Genomic DNA, 13969 nt, shown 5'->3' on the forward strand with positions numbered 1-13969 from the left:
GTGGTGTGGTCAGGTGTGTCAATTGGTGTGTCGGTGGCCGGGGTGGTCCTGCTTGCGAGGGAGGCGGGACCACCCCGGCTCACGCGATCCGGTCAGGGCTGGGCGCAGTACGGCGGCGTGAAGATGTCCGGGTTGTCAGCCGATGCCGCACCGCTCATCGCCAGCAGCGCCCCCAAACTGAGGATCACAGCCGCGACGGTTCGAGCGATAGTGTTCAACTTCATTGAGGGGCTCCTTCGTTAGGTGGCGGCCGTGGATGAGGGCAGGAAGTCGTTGACGAGGTTCGGTGCGCGGTTGCGGGCGGTCCGGCTGCAGCGCGGTTTGTCGCAAAAGGACCTCGCGTGCCCCGGTGTCTCCATGAGCTACGTGTCGCGGCTCGAGTCCGGCGAACGGGTGCCGTCGCCCACCGTCGTCCGCAGGCTCGCCGAGGTGCTCGGCGTCGACCCGTCCGAGCTGATGGTCGACGAGGACCGCACCGCGATGCAGGACGAGGCGCTGGCGTGGTGCGAGGCGCTGCTCGCGTACCACGACGGCGACCTGGTGATGGCCGTCGATCTGCTGGAAACGCTGGGAAAGCGGTCCGACGAGGAGATGTTCGGCTGGTGCGTGCGCTGGACGCGCCTGGTGATGCTCGCCAGGCAGCGCGACCACGAGGGTCTGCTGCTGGCGGCGGCGAAGCTGCGCAAGTCGTGGTCTCCCGGTCCGGCGGTGGACGCGCTCGTGGAGATCCTGCGCGCATCCTCGTTGCGGCGCCTCGCCCGGACGGCCGAATCCGTGAAGGCCGCGAGCGAGGCCGTCGAGCTGGCGAGCGGTGACGGCGAACGGGTGCGTCGCGTGCACACCCGCGCACTCATCTCGTTGTGCGCCGAGCTCACCGGTGCGGGCCGTCTCGCCGACGCCGAACAGGTCGTGGACCAGCTTTCCGTGCGGCTGCCCGAACTCGGCCGCGACCGGCTCGCGATCTCCACGTGGTGGGTGCGCGCCAAGGTCGCGGATCGTCTGGGGGACCGCATGGAGGCAGCGCACTGCATCCGCGAGGCCGTCGCGATGCTCGACGACTTCGACGGTGACCCCGAGTACCGCTGCCGCGTCCGCCTGGCCGGTGCGGCCATCGTGCTGCGCACACCGGGAGCGAACCTCGACGACGCGGTCGCGTTGCTGGACAAGGTGGAGACGACGGTCGCGGCGATGCGCCGGCAGGAGAACCTCCTCGCGCACGCCCGCGCCCTGCGGGCGGAACTGGCGTTGCGCGACGGGGAGGTCGACCGGGCGCGCGAACTGGCGGAGGTCGCGCTCGCCACCGGGCACCTCGACGCGGAACTGCAGCTGCGGTGCCACCTCCTGCTCGTGCGCGCGGCGGACGAGGTCGATCCGGCCGGTGGCGCCGACGCACGCGCCGCGCTGGCCGCGTTGCTGGAGCACATCAACCCCGAGGGCGTCGACCCGTTGCTCTGGCGGGACGTGGCACGCATCGCGCTGCGCAAGCACTAGTGCCTTCGGCGCTAGGCGGCGTTGCCTGGTCATGACCGCCCCTCGCTCATTAACCGGACACCTTGTTAACGGAGCATGACACAGACCAGTTACCCATCACATCACCCAATTACACCGCGCAAACATGGGTAAAACACCCGGTAACCGGCAGTTCTCGGTCGGCGGCAAGCGACCGAACGGGCGATCACCGGCAAGGCTGGTCGGCTCAGTTGTCAAGGAATTGACTGCGAATGACTAGATGGTGGTCAGGTTCATCCACCAGACGATGGCACCGGCGCGGCCGTTGACGTCAAGGGTCGTGTAGATGCGCTGGAGGTGGTTCTGCACGGTCTTGGGGGACAAGCCGAGCGACTCCGCGATCATCGCCGTGCTCGCCCCGGCGGCCACGAGCCGCAGCACCTCGATGCCGCGTTTGGTGAGTCCTGCTCGCAGTGCGCGGGCGATCCGGGTGTTCGTGTGTTCCGCGGTACCGGTTTCGTGGAGCTCACCGGCGTTCGGCACGCGCACCACCGTGTCCTCGCGCTTGGGCTCGAAACGCCTGTGCGCCAACTGTTCCACGAGCCGTGACGACAGGTCGTGCTCACGCATCCGCAGCAGATCGCGGCCTTCCTGCAACTCCCACAACCGGTACTGCTCCAGTTGCAGCCGCGCGTGCCGCAACGCCCGCTCGAGATCGCCGCACCGTTCGTGCGCCTCGCTGAGCTGCTGGTGCGCGTGCACCGCCACTTCCCGTGCCAGACAGCTCATCGCGAGTTCGGCGGCCTGGGTGAGCTGGCTGATCTGCTCGGGGTGACGTCCCCGCGCACCGCTGAGCCGCGCCCGCGCCATCAGCGCCTCCGCCCGTGCCACCGGGCGGTTCTTTCCGGCAAGCAACTGGTCAGCGCGCTGCCAGCTGCGGTGTGCGCGGTCAAGTTCACCCAGATCGATGCGCACGTGTGTCAGCAGGACGTTGACCATCGCCATCCGCACCGGATCGCCGAGGGTCTTCCAGCGGTCGCGCACCTGCGCGCACAACGCTTCCGCGCGGCGGAGCTTGCGCACGCACGGCTCCCCGTCGAGGCTGCACCGGCTCTCCTCGGTGCGGATCATGCAGTGCTCGTGGTACTGCATGCGCATCACCCGCGCCTGTTCGAACAGCACCGAGCCGATCAGCTCGTTGTCCCCGGTGAGCTCCGCGAGACCCAGTGCGCGGGCGAAGGAGTTGAAGCTCCGCTCCCGCGAGTCGAGACGCAGTTCCACCACGGCACGGGAAAAGCTGCACCGCGCCTGGAGTCCGATGTGGCGGTTCGCCGCCGCGATCTTCTGCACCTTGTCGATCGTGTCGAGCGCGCTGGGCCACAGCCCTCGCTTGCCCAGCGCCACCGACTGCGCCAGCACGCCCTCCGCCACGCCCTCCGCGTCGTCCAGCCACGAGAACGCGGCCACGGCCTTCTCCGCGTACTCCAGCGCCTCGCCCGGCCTGCCCTCGTCCAGGGCGATGCGCGCCTCGCGCAGGTTGTGCACAGCGTTGGATCGCGGATCCGCGGTCCTGCCCGGAACCGTCATGGTGGAGCCCCCTCATTCGGAGGCTGACTCTAGTGGTGCTCGCGCAATTGACGTTTCAACACTTTTCCGGCTGCGTTGCGAGGCAACTCGTTGACGAAGAAAACATCCCGGGGAACGGAGTACCGCGCCAGATTCGCCTTCACGTGTTCACGTATGTGTTCAGCCGTCAGTGTTTTTGCGCCTACAACGAAAGCGGCGAGTCGCTGGCCCCACTCGTCGTCCGGCACACCGAGAACCGCGACCTCCGTGACGCCGTCCAGCGTCGAGAGCAAATCCTCGACGTCGTGCGGGTAAACGTTTTCACCACCTGACACGATCATCTCGTCGTCGCGGCCGGCCACGAACAGCAGGCCGTCCTTGAGATAACCGAGATCGCCCGTCGACATAAGGCCGTCCAGCGACTCCTTGCTCGTGCCGTTGGTGTAGCCGTCGAACAGCATCTCGTTGCCCACGAAGATGCGCCCGGTCTCGCCCGGTGCCACGGGTTCGCCCCGATAGTCCACAATGGCCAGTCTGGTGCCGAGCGGTGGTTTGCCCGCCGTGCCGGGTTCGCGCAGCATCTCCTCCGGTGTCGCGATGCTGGCCCAGCTCACTTCCGTTGAGCCGTAGAGGTTGTAGAGCACCGGCCCGAACTCCTCGAGCGTGCGTGCGGCGACGCGCGGTGGCAGCGACGAGCCGCTGGACGCGATGACCCGCAGCTTCGGCCGGTGCGAGGTCTCCAGCATGCGTTGCAGCATCACGGGAACGACGAACATCGCGGTGCACCTGTCGGCGTCCTTCAGCGCCTGCGCCGGGTCGAACCTGCGGCGCAGCACCAGGGTCGCGCCGAGCACGAGGCCGAGCTGGAACGCGGCGAGGCCCCAGGCGTGGAAGAGCGGGGAGGTGATGGAGATGACGTCGCCGTGTTTGAGCGGGATCCGCGACAGCAGTGCGGCGGCCGGGGCGAGGCTCGCGGGTTCCGGCCTGCGGGCGCCCTTCGGCGTGCCGGTGGTGCCGGAGGTGAGGATGATCAGGCGGCCGCGCGGAGGCCTGCGGGGCAGTGCCGCCGTGGAGCCGTTGGCGATCAGCGACTCGAGCTCGTCGGTGAAGAACACCGGGACGTCCGGGGGGAGCACGTCGGCGAACTCGCGGTCGGCGACGATCCTGCCGATCTCCTGGTCCTGCGCGACCTGGGCCAGTTGTCCTCTGCTCAGGCCGGTGTTGAGCAGGACGGCGTCCGCGCCGATCTTCGTGCACGCGGTCATCGTCTCGATGAACGCGCGGCCGTTGCGGCACAGCAGGCCGACGCGTTCCTTGGGGCGGAAGGCGTGTGCGAGCCGGCTGGTGCGCTCGTTCACTTCCGCGTACGTGAGCACGCCGTCGTCGTCGATGATCGCCGCGCGGTCCGGGTGCCGTCCCGCGCCGGTCTGGAAGCCCCACGCCAGTGTGATGTCCCACTGCAGATACCCGCGCACGGTGCCGGCGAGCCCACGCGGGCCCAACGGCCGGATCACTCCGGCTTTGACCAGGGTCAGCAGCACGCGGGTCACCATGCGACCCACTCTGCCATCTACCTACTAGCGAGTAGGTAACGGTGTGATGGCGGTCACATATCGGTGTTGGACGCGCTCACGACGGCATCGCGCAGCGCCGCCCGCAGACGGCCGACCTCCAGTGGTGTCAGCACGGCGGCCTCTCCCGGCGGCACGGTGATCACTATGTGCCCCTGGCTGACGAACACCGTCATGTCCCGTCGGCGCGAAGCGATGTCGCGGCAGCTCACCTGCCACTCCTCTTGGGCTCCCACGGGTTTCTTCCTCCAGGTCACTCGGCGCGCCGGCCCGGTGGTGCCGGTGCTCGCGTCAGTAGAGACGCGCGTCACCGTTGGTCATGACGGCGGTTTCGTGTTCTCCGTCCGGCGACCGTGCCGAGCTGCGGATAGCGTCGCACGTGGGATGAGACCTGGTCACCTGGAGGGGTGAAAATGGCGGAACCGCAACGCATTGTGATCGCAGGTACTGGCCTCGCCGGTGCCTCCGCGGCGGGCGCGCTCCGAGACCGCGGCTACGGCGGCAAGATCACCATGTTCGGCACCGAACACCATCGCCCGTACGAACTTCCCGCGCTGTCCAAGGACGTGCTGCTCGGCAAGGCCGCCGAACCCGCGTGGGTGCACGAGCCGGGCTTCTACTCCGACAACGAGATCGACCTCCAGCTCGGGGTGTCCGTGCTGGAGGTCCGGCCCGGCGATCACACGATCGTCGACTCGGATGGAGCAGTGCGTCCCTACGACCGGCTCCTGCTCGCGACGGGATCGCGCCCGCGCGTTCTCCATGGCGCACAAGGACATGTGCTGCGCACGATCGACGACTCGCTGGCGTTGAAGTCCACTCTGCGCGAGGGCAGGCACGTCGTGATCGTCGGCGCGGGCTGGATCGGCTGCGAGGTCGCGTCCGCCGCGCGCGCCCACGGCTGCCGCGTCACGGTGGTCGACCCGCAGGCCGAACCGCTGATCCGCGTGCTGGGCGCGGAGATGGGCGCGATGTTCCGCGGACTGCACACCGAGCACGGCGTGGAGTTCAAGCTGGGCACGGGGGTCGCGGGCTTCTCGCCGTCCGGCGTGCGGCTCGACGACGGCACCGAGCTGCATCCGGACGTGACGGTGCTGGCCGTGGGGGCGACACCCCGGCTCGAACTGGCCGAGGCCGCCGGTCTGGAGCTGGCCGAGGGCGGCGTCGCGGTGGACGCGCTGCTGCGCACGTCCGCGCCCGACGTGTTCGCCGCCGGCGACATCGCGGCGCAGGAGCACCCGCGCTACGGCCACCGCGTCCGCGTCGAGCACTGGGCGAACGCGAAGGACCAGGGCACGCACGTGGCGGGGCCGTTGATCGGGCTGGACGAGCCGTACCTGAAGTCGCCGTACTTCTTCACCGACCAGTACGACCTGGGCATGGAGTACCGCGGCCTGGCCGGCCCCGACGACGAGCTGGTCCTGCGCGGCGACGTGGCCTCACGCGAGTTCATCGCGTTCTGGCTGCGCGACGGACGGCTGCGGGCGGCCATGAACGTCAACGTCTGGGACCACGGCACGGCGTTGAAGGCGCTGGTGGACGCGCAGGCGACTGTGACGCCGGAACAGCTGCGAGAGGCGGACCTGGGCTCTCTCGCCTAGATCGTCTAGATGCAGGAGCCCTGCATCGGGCCCTCGCCGCGCGAGAGGTCCTGCAGGGCCTTGCGGATGAGCGCCATCTCCTCGGGGTTGAAGCGGGAGTGGAAGGAGCGTTCGACCGCGGCGAGCGCTTCACCCGCCTCTTTTTGCAGCTCACGGCCCTTGTCGGTGATCATCGGCGTGCGCACGCGCCGGTCGCTCGGGTCGGGGACGCGCAGGATCAGACCGGCCCGCTCCAGCTTGTCGAGCTCGCTGGTGAGCGTGGTCTTGTCGAGGCCGAGCATCGCGCCGAGCTTGAGCTGGGTGCGCATGGCCTCCTCGTTGGCGAGCGCGCCGAGCACCAGCTGACCGCGCAACGAGATCCCGAACTTCGCGATCTCGTCGGCGTACGCCGCCCCGACGCGCTGGGTGGCGCGGTGCAGCAGCCAGTTCAAATCCCACTTCTCCAAGCAGGCTTCGATGAGTTCCGGCTGCTCCTCCATGTGTTCCATCCTACATCCCGGAGGAGATGTTCTCGGCTAAGAACATCTTGACTCGGAAGTTCTTCGCTCGTATGTTCCGAGTATGACCAATCTGCTTCACATCGACACGAGCATCCGGTACGAGGGCTCCGTGACCCGCGAGATCTCCAGCGCGTTCGCGGAGAGCTGGCGTGCCGCGAACCCCGGCTCCGGCTACACCTACCGCGACCTGCACGCGTCGCCGATCCCGCACAAGGACGGCACCGACCAGGGCATCGCCGCCGGCCTGATCGCCGAGGTCGACGCCGCCGACGTGCTGCTGATCGGCGCGCCGATGTACAACTTCTCGATCCCGTCGACCCTGAAGGCCTGGATCGACCAGGTCGCGACCTCGGAGCGGTTCGCCCGCGAGGACGGCACGTTCGCGTGGGGAGGCAAGCGCGTCGTCGTCGTGACGGCCCGTGGCGGCTCGTACAAGCCGGGCACTCCGCGAGAGGGCTTCGACTTCCAGGAGCCGTACCTGCGCGCCGTGCTGTCGATGGTCGGCCTCGACCAGAACCTGGAGTTCGTGCACGCCGAGCTGACCCTGGCGGACGTGGTGCCGCAGATGCACCAGTTCCGCGAGCTCGCGGTCGAGTCGCTGGCCGACGCGCACCGCGTGGTCAAGGAACTCGCCAGCGCTTAGGGTTCGGCCTTGTGATCGACAAGGTGGCTTGGATCTACCTCAAGGACGGCCGCGTGCTCGGCACCCGGTCGGCGGGCAAGGACACGTACTACCTGCCCGGCGGCAAGCGCGAGCCGGGCGAGTCCGACGTCGAGACGCTCGTGCGCGAGATCCGCGAGGAGCTGTCCGTCGAGATCGACGCGGCGTCGGCGGAGCACCTGGGGACGTTCGAGGCGCAGGCACACGGCCACTCGTCGGGGGTGACCGTGCGCATGACCTGCTACACCGCGTCGTTCGACGGGGAACCGGTGGCGTCGGCCGAGATCGAGGAGCTCGCCTGGCTCACCACCGCGGACGCGGACCGGATCTCACCGGTCGACCGGATCATCTTCGCTCACCTGCGGGACATCGGAGTGCTGTCCTGACGTTCGCGGACCGCGGCCGCGAACGCCTGTCCACAGCGCCGTTCCCGCGGTGAGTGCCGCGATGACCAGGTAGATCAGCTCGAAGCCTGCGTTCGCCACGAGAGCGGCACCGGCGGCCAGCCCGAGCGGCACGGCACCGAACACGATGCTCATCGCCGTGGCGCCGACCCGGCCGAGCACTGCCGCCGGCGTGCGTTGCTGGACCAGCGTCGCCACCGCGACCACGGTCCAGGCGAGGCCCACGCCGTTCACGAACCCCGACACCAGTACCGCGGGCAACCACGCCGACATGCGTGCCGCCGCGGCGACGGCCATCAGCACCAGCCCGGCCGTGACGTTCGCGCGCCTGCCCAGCAGGCCCGCGAGCACCGAACCCGCACCCTGAACAGCGGAAAGGACGCCCAGGAACTCGGGCCCGTAGTGCAGGCCCTGCTCCACCAGCGGAAACGCCGCCGCGGTGTTCAGCGAAGAGGCGAACAACGCGACCGCCGTGCCGATGATCGGCCATCTGAGCGCTCTGAGGTGCGGCAGGCTCGCGAACTCACGCGGGGCCGGCGGCGGTTCGTCGACCTTGATCATCGCCGTGGCACCGGCCGCGAGCAGGAACGACAGCACGTCGATCGCCACCACCGGCCATGCCCCGTGCGCCGCGAACAGCGCTGCACCCGCCAACGGCGCGATGAGCTTCATGCCCTCCTGCAACGACATGCGCAGCCCGTTGACCCTGGCCAGCCGGTCGGGCGGGAGCAGCGCCACCAGCAACGCCGGTTCCGCCGCGCTGACGAGCACGGCCTTCGTGCCGTAGAGCAGCAGCACCACGAAGATCACCCAGATCTCGTCGGTGAGCAACAGCACGGACAGCGCGGGCACGATCGCGAGGTCCGTGCAGATCAGCAACGGCCTGCGGCGGTAGGAGTCGGCGAACCGGCCGATCCAGGGGGACAGCACGCCCGGCGCGTAGACGCACAGCAGGGCGAGGGTGGCGAGCGCGTCGCTGCCGGTCAGCGACTTCACCCACACACCGGAGACCAGCATCATCGCGGTCGTCCCGAAGAACGACAGCACGAGCCCGGCGAAGTACCACCGCACGTCGTGACCCCCAGAAACGACGAAAGAGGAGAGCAGCGCTCTCCTCCCACTTCAACATATAGCGCACGGGGGGCCTTGCCACAAGACCCTGGGTGTGCTTCATCATTTCCCGGCCAACGTCATCTACCTGGGGAAATGGGGAAGACTCCATGATCGACGTCATCATCGCCGGCGGTGGACCGACCGGCATGATGCTGGCTGGCGAGTTGCGTCTGCACGGCGTGGGCGTGCTGGTGCTCGAACGGGATCCCGAGCCGACGAAGGTCGTCCGGGCGCTCGGCATGCACGCGCGCAGCATCGAGATCCTGGACCAGCGCGGCCTCGCCGACCGGTTCCTGACGGCCGGCCAGACGCACCCGCTGGCCGGGTTCTTCGCGGGCATCGACAAGCCCGCGCCCGAACGGCTGGACACGAAGTACCCGGTCGTCCTCGGACTCCCGCAGCCGATCACCGAACGGCTGCTCGCCGAGCACGCCACCGAGCTGGGCGCCGAGATCCGGCGCAGCAGCACGGTGACCGCGTTCACGCAGGACGACGAGGGCGTGACCGTCGAACTGGCGGACGGCACGTCGGTGCGGACGCGGTACCTGGTCGGGTGCGACGGCGGCCGCAGCACCGTGCGCAAGCTCGCCGGCATCGACTTCCCGGGCGAGTCGTCACGGGTGGAGACGCTGCTGGGGGAGATGGAGATCGGCGTCCCGTGGGAGGAGGCGATGCCGCTGATGCTGGAGGTCCGCCAGACCCAGAAGCGGTTCGGCATCGGCCCGATCGGCGGCACCGCGACCTACCGCGTCGTAGTGCCCGCGGAGGGGGTCGACGAGGACCGCGCGGTCATGCCGACCCTGGACGACTTCAAGGAGCAGCTCGTCAAGGTCGCCGGCACCGATTTCGGCGTGCACTCGCCGCGCTGGCTGTCGCGCTTCGGCGACGCCACCCGGCAGGCCGAGCGCTACCGGTCCGGCCGCGTGTTCCTCGCGGGCGACGCGGCGCACGTCCACCCGCCGACCGGTGGGCAGGGGCTGAACCTCGGCGTGCAGGACGCGTTCAACCTGGGCTGGAAGCTCGCCGCGGCCGTGCACGGCTGGGCACCCTCCGAGCTGCTCGACACCTACGAGGCCGAACGGCACCCGGTGGCCGAGGAGGTGCTGAACAACACCCGCGCGCAGATCGAGCTGATGAAGGTCGAGCCGGGGCCGCAGGCGGTGCGGCGGCTGTTCACGGAGCTGGTGGCGTTCGAGGAGGTCAACCGCTACCTGATCGAGAAGATCATCGCGGTCTCCGTCCGGTACGACCTCGGCTCCGAGGACGACCTGGTGGGCAGGCGGATCGGGGACCTCGCCCTGAAGCGGGGCGGGCTCTACGACCAGATGCACGCCGGTCGCGGCGTTCTGATCGACCAGGCGGGGACGTTGTCGGTCGACGGCTGGGCGGACCGGGTCGACCACGTCGTCGACGTCAGCGAGGAGCTGGCCGCGCCCGCCGTGCTGGTGCGGCCGGACGGGCACGTGGCGTGGGCCGGGCAGGACCAGGCGGGGCTGGAGGAGGAGCTGACCCGCTGGTTCGGGGTGGCCGCCGGCTGAGTGCCCGGGGCGGGGGAGACCTGTTCGGTGAGGTCACCCGTTCGAGGGCCGGAGGCGCTTTGTCACACTGTGCGGCGTGTCCGAGCCGATGACAGCCGTGCTGCTGCGCGCAGCCGAGCTCACCGCCTCGGGGAAGCCGCGGCAGGCGATCGACCTGTTGCGGCCCCTCGTGGCGGCGAACCCTCGGCACGCCGAGGCGTGGTGCCGGCTCGCCGGTGCCCATCTCGACCTCGGCGAGGCGGACCAGGCGCTCGACGCTGCCAAGCGCGCGATGGTGCTCGACGGCGAGCCCGCCTGGCCCCAGCGGCTCGCCGCGCTGGCGTTGAGCGATCTCGGCCGCCACGTCGAGGCGGCGGTCGCGGCGCGGGAGTCCGTGCGGCGCAAGCCCGGCGACTGGCGTTGTTACGTCGTGCTCGCCGAGGTGCTGGCCGACAACCCGGACGGCGCGGTCGAGGCGTTCGACTCGGCCCTGCACGCCTCCCAGCTCGCGCCGACCGAAGCGCGCGCGTTCCAGGTGCTCGGCGACGCGGCGCTGCGGATGCGCGACTGGGGCACCGCCGAGCACGCGTACCGCACGGCGATCAAGCTCGACCCGTCCGACGCGGACTCCAAGGCGAACCTCGCGACCGTGCAACGGCAGCGTTCGTCACGGCCCGTGCAGCTGCAGTTGAACAAGGTGCAGGTGTGGCGTGCGCTGCGCACGCTCTCGTTGCTGCTGATCGGCGGCGGTTTACTCGGCTTGATCGCCGGCATGCCCCGGCCGACGCCCTACCTGGGGTTCTTCACCGGCGCGCTGGTGCTGTGCTGCCTGGTCGTGGCGTTGCGGCTGCGTCCGTTCAAGCTGCTCTTCAGCCTGCGCAAGCTCGCCGTGACGGTCTCGCTGCTCGGCGCTTCCGCCCTGATCCTGGTCGGCTGGACCGTCGCGTTGTTCTTCGGGGCCACCACGATGCAGCCACTTGTGCTTTCCTGGTTGTGCGCTGTCGTGGGGGGAGCGCTCGTCTACGTCGGTGGAGGCAGGAAGCGGTGATGCGTCGCAACGCGGTCGCGCTCGCGTTCCTGCTGTTCCTCGGACAGCTGTTCATCGTCGCCGCGCCCGCCGAGCCCGTCACCTCCGGTTCCGTCGTCCGGCACGGCCACGACTTCGCGAACCTGCCGGTCACCGCGCCCAAACCGCACAACCCCCACGCCGCCCAGGTGCCGCAGGCCCAGGTGCCGTCCGACGTGCCGCCGGTCGCGAAGCCCGCGATGCCGATGCGGTTCGCCGTCTCCTTCGCCCGCCGCGTCCACCGCACGCCCGAGGGCATCCGCTGGACCCCGCAGCCTGCTCGCTCCCCGCCTTCCGGTCGCTGAATCCCTTCTCCAGCAACCACTTTCCTTCAGGAAGGCTCACTCACCCATGTCGCGCGACACCGCGCGACGGGGTCTCCTCATGCGCGCCCTCATAGCGCTCGGGGTCCTCGTCGCATCCGCATTCCTGCTGCTCACCACAGATCCCCGCCTCGGTCTCGACCTGCGTGGCGGAACCCAGATCGTCCTCGAGGCCAAGGGCGACTCCGACGCCGCCGACCGTTCGCTGGAGGTGCTGAGGCGCCGCGTCGACGCGCTCGGCGTCGCCGAACCGGTGATCGCCCGCTCCGGCGAGAACCGCATCGTCGTGGAACTGCCCGGCGTCCAGGACCCGGCGGAGGCCGTGAAGGTGCTCGGCCAGACCGCGCAGCTCACCGTGCAACGGGGCGGCCAGACGGTCATGACCGGCGAGGGCATCTCCGACGCGAACGCCCAGCGCAACCCGCAGGGCGCGGGCTTCGTGGTCAACATCCAGTTCCAGGGCGACGCCCCGTCGAAGTGGCAGAAGGTCACCGGCGAGGCGGCCTGCGAGCCGTCCGGCACCCCAGGCCGCCAGATCGCGTTCGTGCTCGACGGCAAGCCGATCTCGTCGCCGGAGGTCAGCCTCGACACCCCGTGCGGCGCAGGTCAGCCGGGCGGGGCGACCACGATCACCGGCCGCTTCTCCCAGGCGGAGGCCAAGGAACTGGCCCTGGTCATCCGCTCCGGCGCGCTGCCCGTGCCGGTCGAGGTGATCGAACAGCGCACCGTCGGCGCGACCCTGGGCGCGGAGGCCATCGACGCCAGCGCCAAGGCCGCGATCATCGGCATCGCCCTGACCTCGTTGTTCCTCATGATCGCCTACCGCCTGGCCGGCTTCCTGGCCGTCGTCGCGCTGGTCGGCTACGCGGGCGTCGCCTACGCGGGCCTGCTCGCCGTGGGGGCGACCCTGACGTTGCCCGGTCTGGCCGGCTTCGTGCTGGCGATCGGCATGGCGGTGGACGCGAACGTCCTGATCTTCGAACGGGCGCGCGAGGAGTACGCCCGCAAACCCAACCTCCGGCGCGCCTCGGAGAACGGCTTCCGCGGCGCGTTGAGTGCGATCGCCGACTCGAACGTGACCACCCTGCTGGCAGCAGGTCTGCTGTTCTGGCTGGCCACCGGCCCCGTCCGCGGCTTCGGCGTCACCCTGACCATCGGTGTGCTGGCGTCGATGTTCAGCGCCCTGGTCCTGTCGCGCGTCCTCGTCGTCTGGGCGCTCGGCACCCGGTTTGTCGCTCAGCGGCCCAAGTTGAGCGGCCTGCACACGCTGGGCTGGGTCCGCCAGCGCCTGTCCGTCGTGCTGTACCGCCGCCCGTCGTTGTGGCTGATCAGCGCCGGTGCCGTGGTGCTGGTGGCCGTCGCGGGCCTCTTCGCACGCGGCCTGAACCTGGGCGTCGAGTTCACCGGCGGCCGCATGCTCGACTTCACCGCTGGCGGCACCGTGGACGCCGGACGCGTGCGCACCGCTCTGGGCGACGCGGGCTTCTCCGACGTGGTCGTCTCGTCGTCGGGCAACGAGGTGTCGCTGCGCACCGGCCCGATCGACGAAGCCACCTCGTCCCGCCTCGGCGAGGTCGTCTCCTCGGCCGTGGACGGCGGCGCCCGCCAGGCGAGCAACGAGCTGATCGGCCCGTCGCTCTCGTCCGAACTGCGCCGCAACGCCCTGATCGGCCTGGCCATCGCCGTCGCCGCCCAGCTCGGCTACCTGGCCATCCGCTTCGACTGGAGGCTGGGCGTGGCCACGGTCGCCGCGCTGCTGAGCGACGTCTTCGTGCTGGTCGGCGTGTTCGCGTGGATGGGCAAGACGGCGGACGGCGTGTTCCTCGCGGCCCTGCTCACCGTGATCGGCTACTCGGTCAACGACTCCGTCGTGGTGTTCGACCGGCTGCGCGAGCTGCGCGGGTCCCGGTTGAAGGCCTCGTACCCGGACGTGGTGTCGGACGCGGTCGTGCAGACCGTGCCGCGCACCGTGAACACCGGCATCGGCGTGCTGTTCGTGCTGGCGGCGTTGCTGGTGCTGGGTGACGGCTCGCTGGCCGACTTCGCGACCGCGCTGCTGATCGGGCTGGTCGCCGGTACCGCGTCCACAGTGGTCACGGCCGCTCCCATCGCGATCTGGCTGGAGTCGCGGTGGCCGCGTCGGGTGGTTTCGCGAGGATCTCTTCCTCGGGCGGCTCGATCCGGGGCAAAGTAGGCGG

14 protein-coding genes are annotated in these 13969 nt (G+C 69.8%); 8 read left to right on the forward strand and 6 right to left on the reverse strand.

Annotated features, from left to right (window positions below):
- Positions 1-92: 92 nt before the first annotated feature.
- The gene (locus tag ACSHWB_RS21940; RefSeq protein ID WP_439663867.1) at positions 93-224 is read right to left on the reverse strand and encodes a hypothetical protein; all 132 of its coding nucleotides are present in this window, start codon (positions 222-224) and stop codon (positions 93-95) included.
- 28 nt (positions 225-252) lie between these two features.
- Between ACSHWB_RS21940 and ACSHWB_RS21945 the strand changes: the two genes are divergently transcribed.
- Positions 253-1491: a helix-turn-helix domain-containing protein gene (locus ACSHWB_RS21945; RefSeq protein WP_439663868.1), complete on the forward strand. Its 1239-nt coding sequence runs from the start codon at positions 253-255 to the stop codon at positions 1489-1491.
- Between the two features lie 234 nt (positions 1492-1725).
- On the opposite strand, the gene ACSHWB_RS21950 is transcribed toward ACSHWB_RS21945, so the two are convergent.
- The 3 genes from ACSHWB_RS21950 to ACSHWB_RS21960 are packed head-to-tail and all read right to left on the reverse strand — an operon-like array spanning position 1726 to position 4822.
- Positions 1726-3036, reverse strand: a complete 1311-nt coding sequence (locus tag ACSHWB_RS21950; RefSeq protein ID WP_439663869.1) for a response regulator transcription factor — start codon at positions 3034-3036, stop codon at positions 1726-1728.
- A 29-nt stretch (positions 3037-3065) separates the two neighbouring features.
- The gene (locus ACSHWB_RS21955; RefSeq protein ID WP_439663870.1) at positions 3066-4568 is read right to left on the reverse strand and encodes an AMP-binding protein; all 1503 of its coding nucleotides are present in this window, start codon (positions 4566-4568) and stop codon (positions 3066-3068) included.
- A gap of 53 nt (positions 4569-4621) precedes the next feature.
- Positions 4622-4822 (reverse strand): hypothetical protein, encoded by a 201-nt coding sequence (locus ACSHWB_RS21960; RefSeq protein ID WP_093599065.1) that lies wholly within the window; start codon positions 4820-4822, stop codon positions 4622-4624.
- Between the two features lie 177 nt (positions 4823-4999).
- On the opposite strand from ACSHWB_RS21960, the gene ACSHWB_RS21965 reads away from it, so the two are divergent.
- On the forward strand, positions 5000-6187 hold the full coding sequence (locus ACSHWB_RS21965; protein ID WP_439663871.1) for an NAD(P)/FAD-dependent oxidoreductase: 1188 nt from the start codon (positions 5000-5002) through the stop codon (positions 6185-6187).
- A 5-nt stretch (positions 6188-6192) separates the two neighbouring features.
- Here the strand turns inward: ACSHWB_RS21965 and ACSHWB_RS21970 are convergent, their stop codons facing one another.
- Positions 6193-6666 (reverse strand): MarR family winged helix-turn-helix transcriptional regulator, encoded by a 474-nt coding sequence (locus ACSHWB_RS21970; RefSeq protein ID WP_439663872.1) that lies wholly within the window; start codon positions 6664-6666, stop codon positions 6193-6195.
- A gap of 82 nt (positions 6667-6748) precedes the next feature.
- Between ACSHWB_RS21970 and ACSHWB_RS21975 the strand changes: the two genes are divergently transcribed.
- Positions 6749-7330 (forward strand): FMN-dependent NADH-azoreductase, encoded by a 582-nt coding sequence (locus tag ACSHWB_RS21975; RefSeq protein WP_439663873.1) that lies wholly within the window; start codon positions 6749-6751, stop codon positions 7328-7330.
- Positions 7331-7341: 11 nt separating this feature from the next.
- Positions 7342-7734 carry an NUDIX hydrolase gene (locus ACSHWB_RS21980; protein ID WP_439663874.1) on the forward strand — a complete coding sequence of 131 codons (393 nt, stop codon included), beginning with the start codon at positions 7342-7344 and terminating at the stop codon, positions 7732-7734.
- Here ACSHWB_RS21980 and ACSHWB_RS21985 read toward each other — a convergent pair.
- Complete coding sequence (locus tag ACSHWB_RS21985; protein ID WP_439663875.1) at positions 7678-8823, reverse strand: MFS transporter; 1146 nt, start codon at positions 8821-8823, stop codon at positions 7678-7680. The genes ACSHWB_RS21980 and ACSHWB_RS21985 overlap by 57 nt on opposite strands.
- A 149-nt stretch (positions 8824-8972) precedes the next feature.
- On the opposite strand from ACSHWB_RS21985, the gene rox reads away from it, so the two are divergent.
- The 4 genes from rox to secD all read left to right on the forward strand — a co-directional run bounded on the left by rox (position 8973) and on the right by secD (position 13965).
- Entirely contained in the window at positions 8973-10403 is a 1431-nt protein-coding gene (rox, locus tag ACSHWB_RS21990; protein ID WP_439663876.1) for a rifampin monooxygenase, read from the forward strand.
- 76 nt (positions 10404-10479) lie between these two features.
- Positions 10480-11430: a tetratricopeptide repeat protein gene (locus ACSHWB_RS21995; RefSeq protein ID WP_439663877.1), complete on the forward strand. Its 951-nt coding sequence runs from the start codon at positions 10480-10482 to the stop codon at positions 11428-11430.
- Positions 11430-11753 (forward strand): hypothetical protein, encoded by a 324-nt coding sequence (locus tag ACSHWB_RS22000; RefSeq protein WP_439663878.1) that lies wholly within the window; start codon positions 11430-11432, stop codon positions 11751-11753. The genes ACSHWB_RS21995 and ACSHWB_RS22000 overlap by 1 nt, the downstream gene beginning before the upstream one ends.
- 79 nt (positions 11754-11832) lie before the next feature.
- A complete protein-coding gene (gene secD, locus ACSHWB_RS22005; RefSeq protein WP_439663879.1) occupies positions 11833-13965 on the forward strand; it encodes a protein translocase subunit SecD in 2133 nt (710 codons plus the stop codon).
- Positions 13966-13969: the final 4 nt, after the last annotated feature.

The sequence above is a fragment of the Lentzea sp. HUAS TT2 genome, from assembly GCF_051853195.1.
GTDB lineage: Bacteria > Actinomycetota > Actinomycetes > Mycobacteriales > Pseudonocardiaceae > Lentzea.

What these genes read in the sequence shown, in the direction of transcription:
- ACSHWB_RS21940 (WP_439663867.1), bottom strand. Translation starts at nt 224, where the DNA reads ATGAAGTTGAACACTATCGCTCGAACCGTCGCGGCTGTGATCCTCAGT.
- ACSHWB_RS21950 (WP_439663869.1), bottom strand. Translation starts at nt 3,036, where the DNA reads ATGACGGTTCCGGGCAGGACCGCGGATCCGCGATCCAACGCTGTGCAC.
- ACSHWB_RS21955 (WP_439663870.1), bottom strand. Translation starts at nt 4,568, where the DNA reads ATGGTGACCCGCGTGCTGCTGACCCTGGTCAAAGCCGGAGTGATCCGG.
- ACSHWB_RS21965 (WP_439663871.1), top strand. Translation starts at nt 5,000, where the DNA reads ATGGCGGAACCGCAACGCATTGTGATCGCAGGTACTGGCCTCGCCGGT.
- ACSHWB_RS21970 (WP_439663872.1), bottom strand. Translation starts at nt 6,666, where the DNA reads ATGGAGGAGCAGCCGGAACTCATCGAAGCCTGCTTGGAGAAGTGGGAT.
- ACSHWB_RS21975 (WP_439663873.1), top strand. Translation starts at nt 6,749, where the DNA reads ATGACCAATCTGCTTCACATCGACACGAGCATCCGGTACGAGGGCTCC.
- rox (WP_439663876.1), top strand. Translation starts at nt 8,973, where the DNA reads ATGATCGACGTCATCATCGCCGGCGGTGGACCGACCGGCATGATGCTG.
- ACSHWB_RS22000 (WP_439663878.1), top strand. Translation starts at nt 11,430, where the DNA reads ATGCGTCGCAACGCGGTCGCGCTCGCGTTCCTGCTGTTCCTCGGACAG.
- secD (WP_439663879.1), top strand. Translation starts at nt 11,833, where the DNA reads ATGCGCGCCCTCATAGCGCTCGGGGTCCTCGTCGCATCCGCATTCCTG.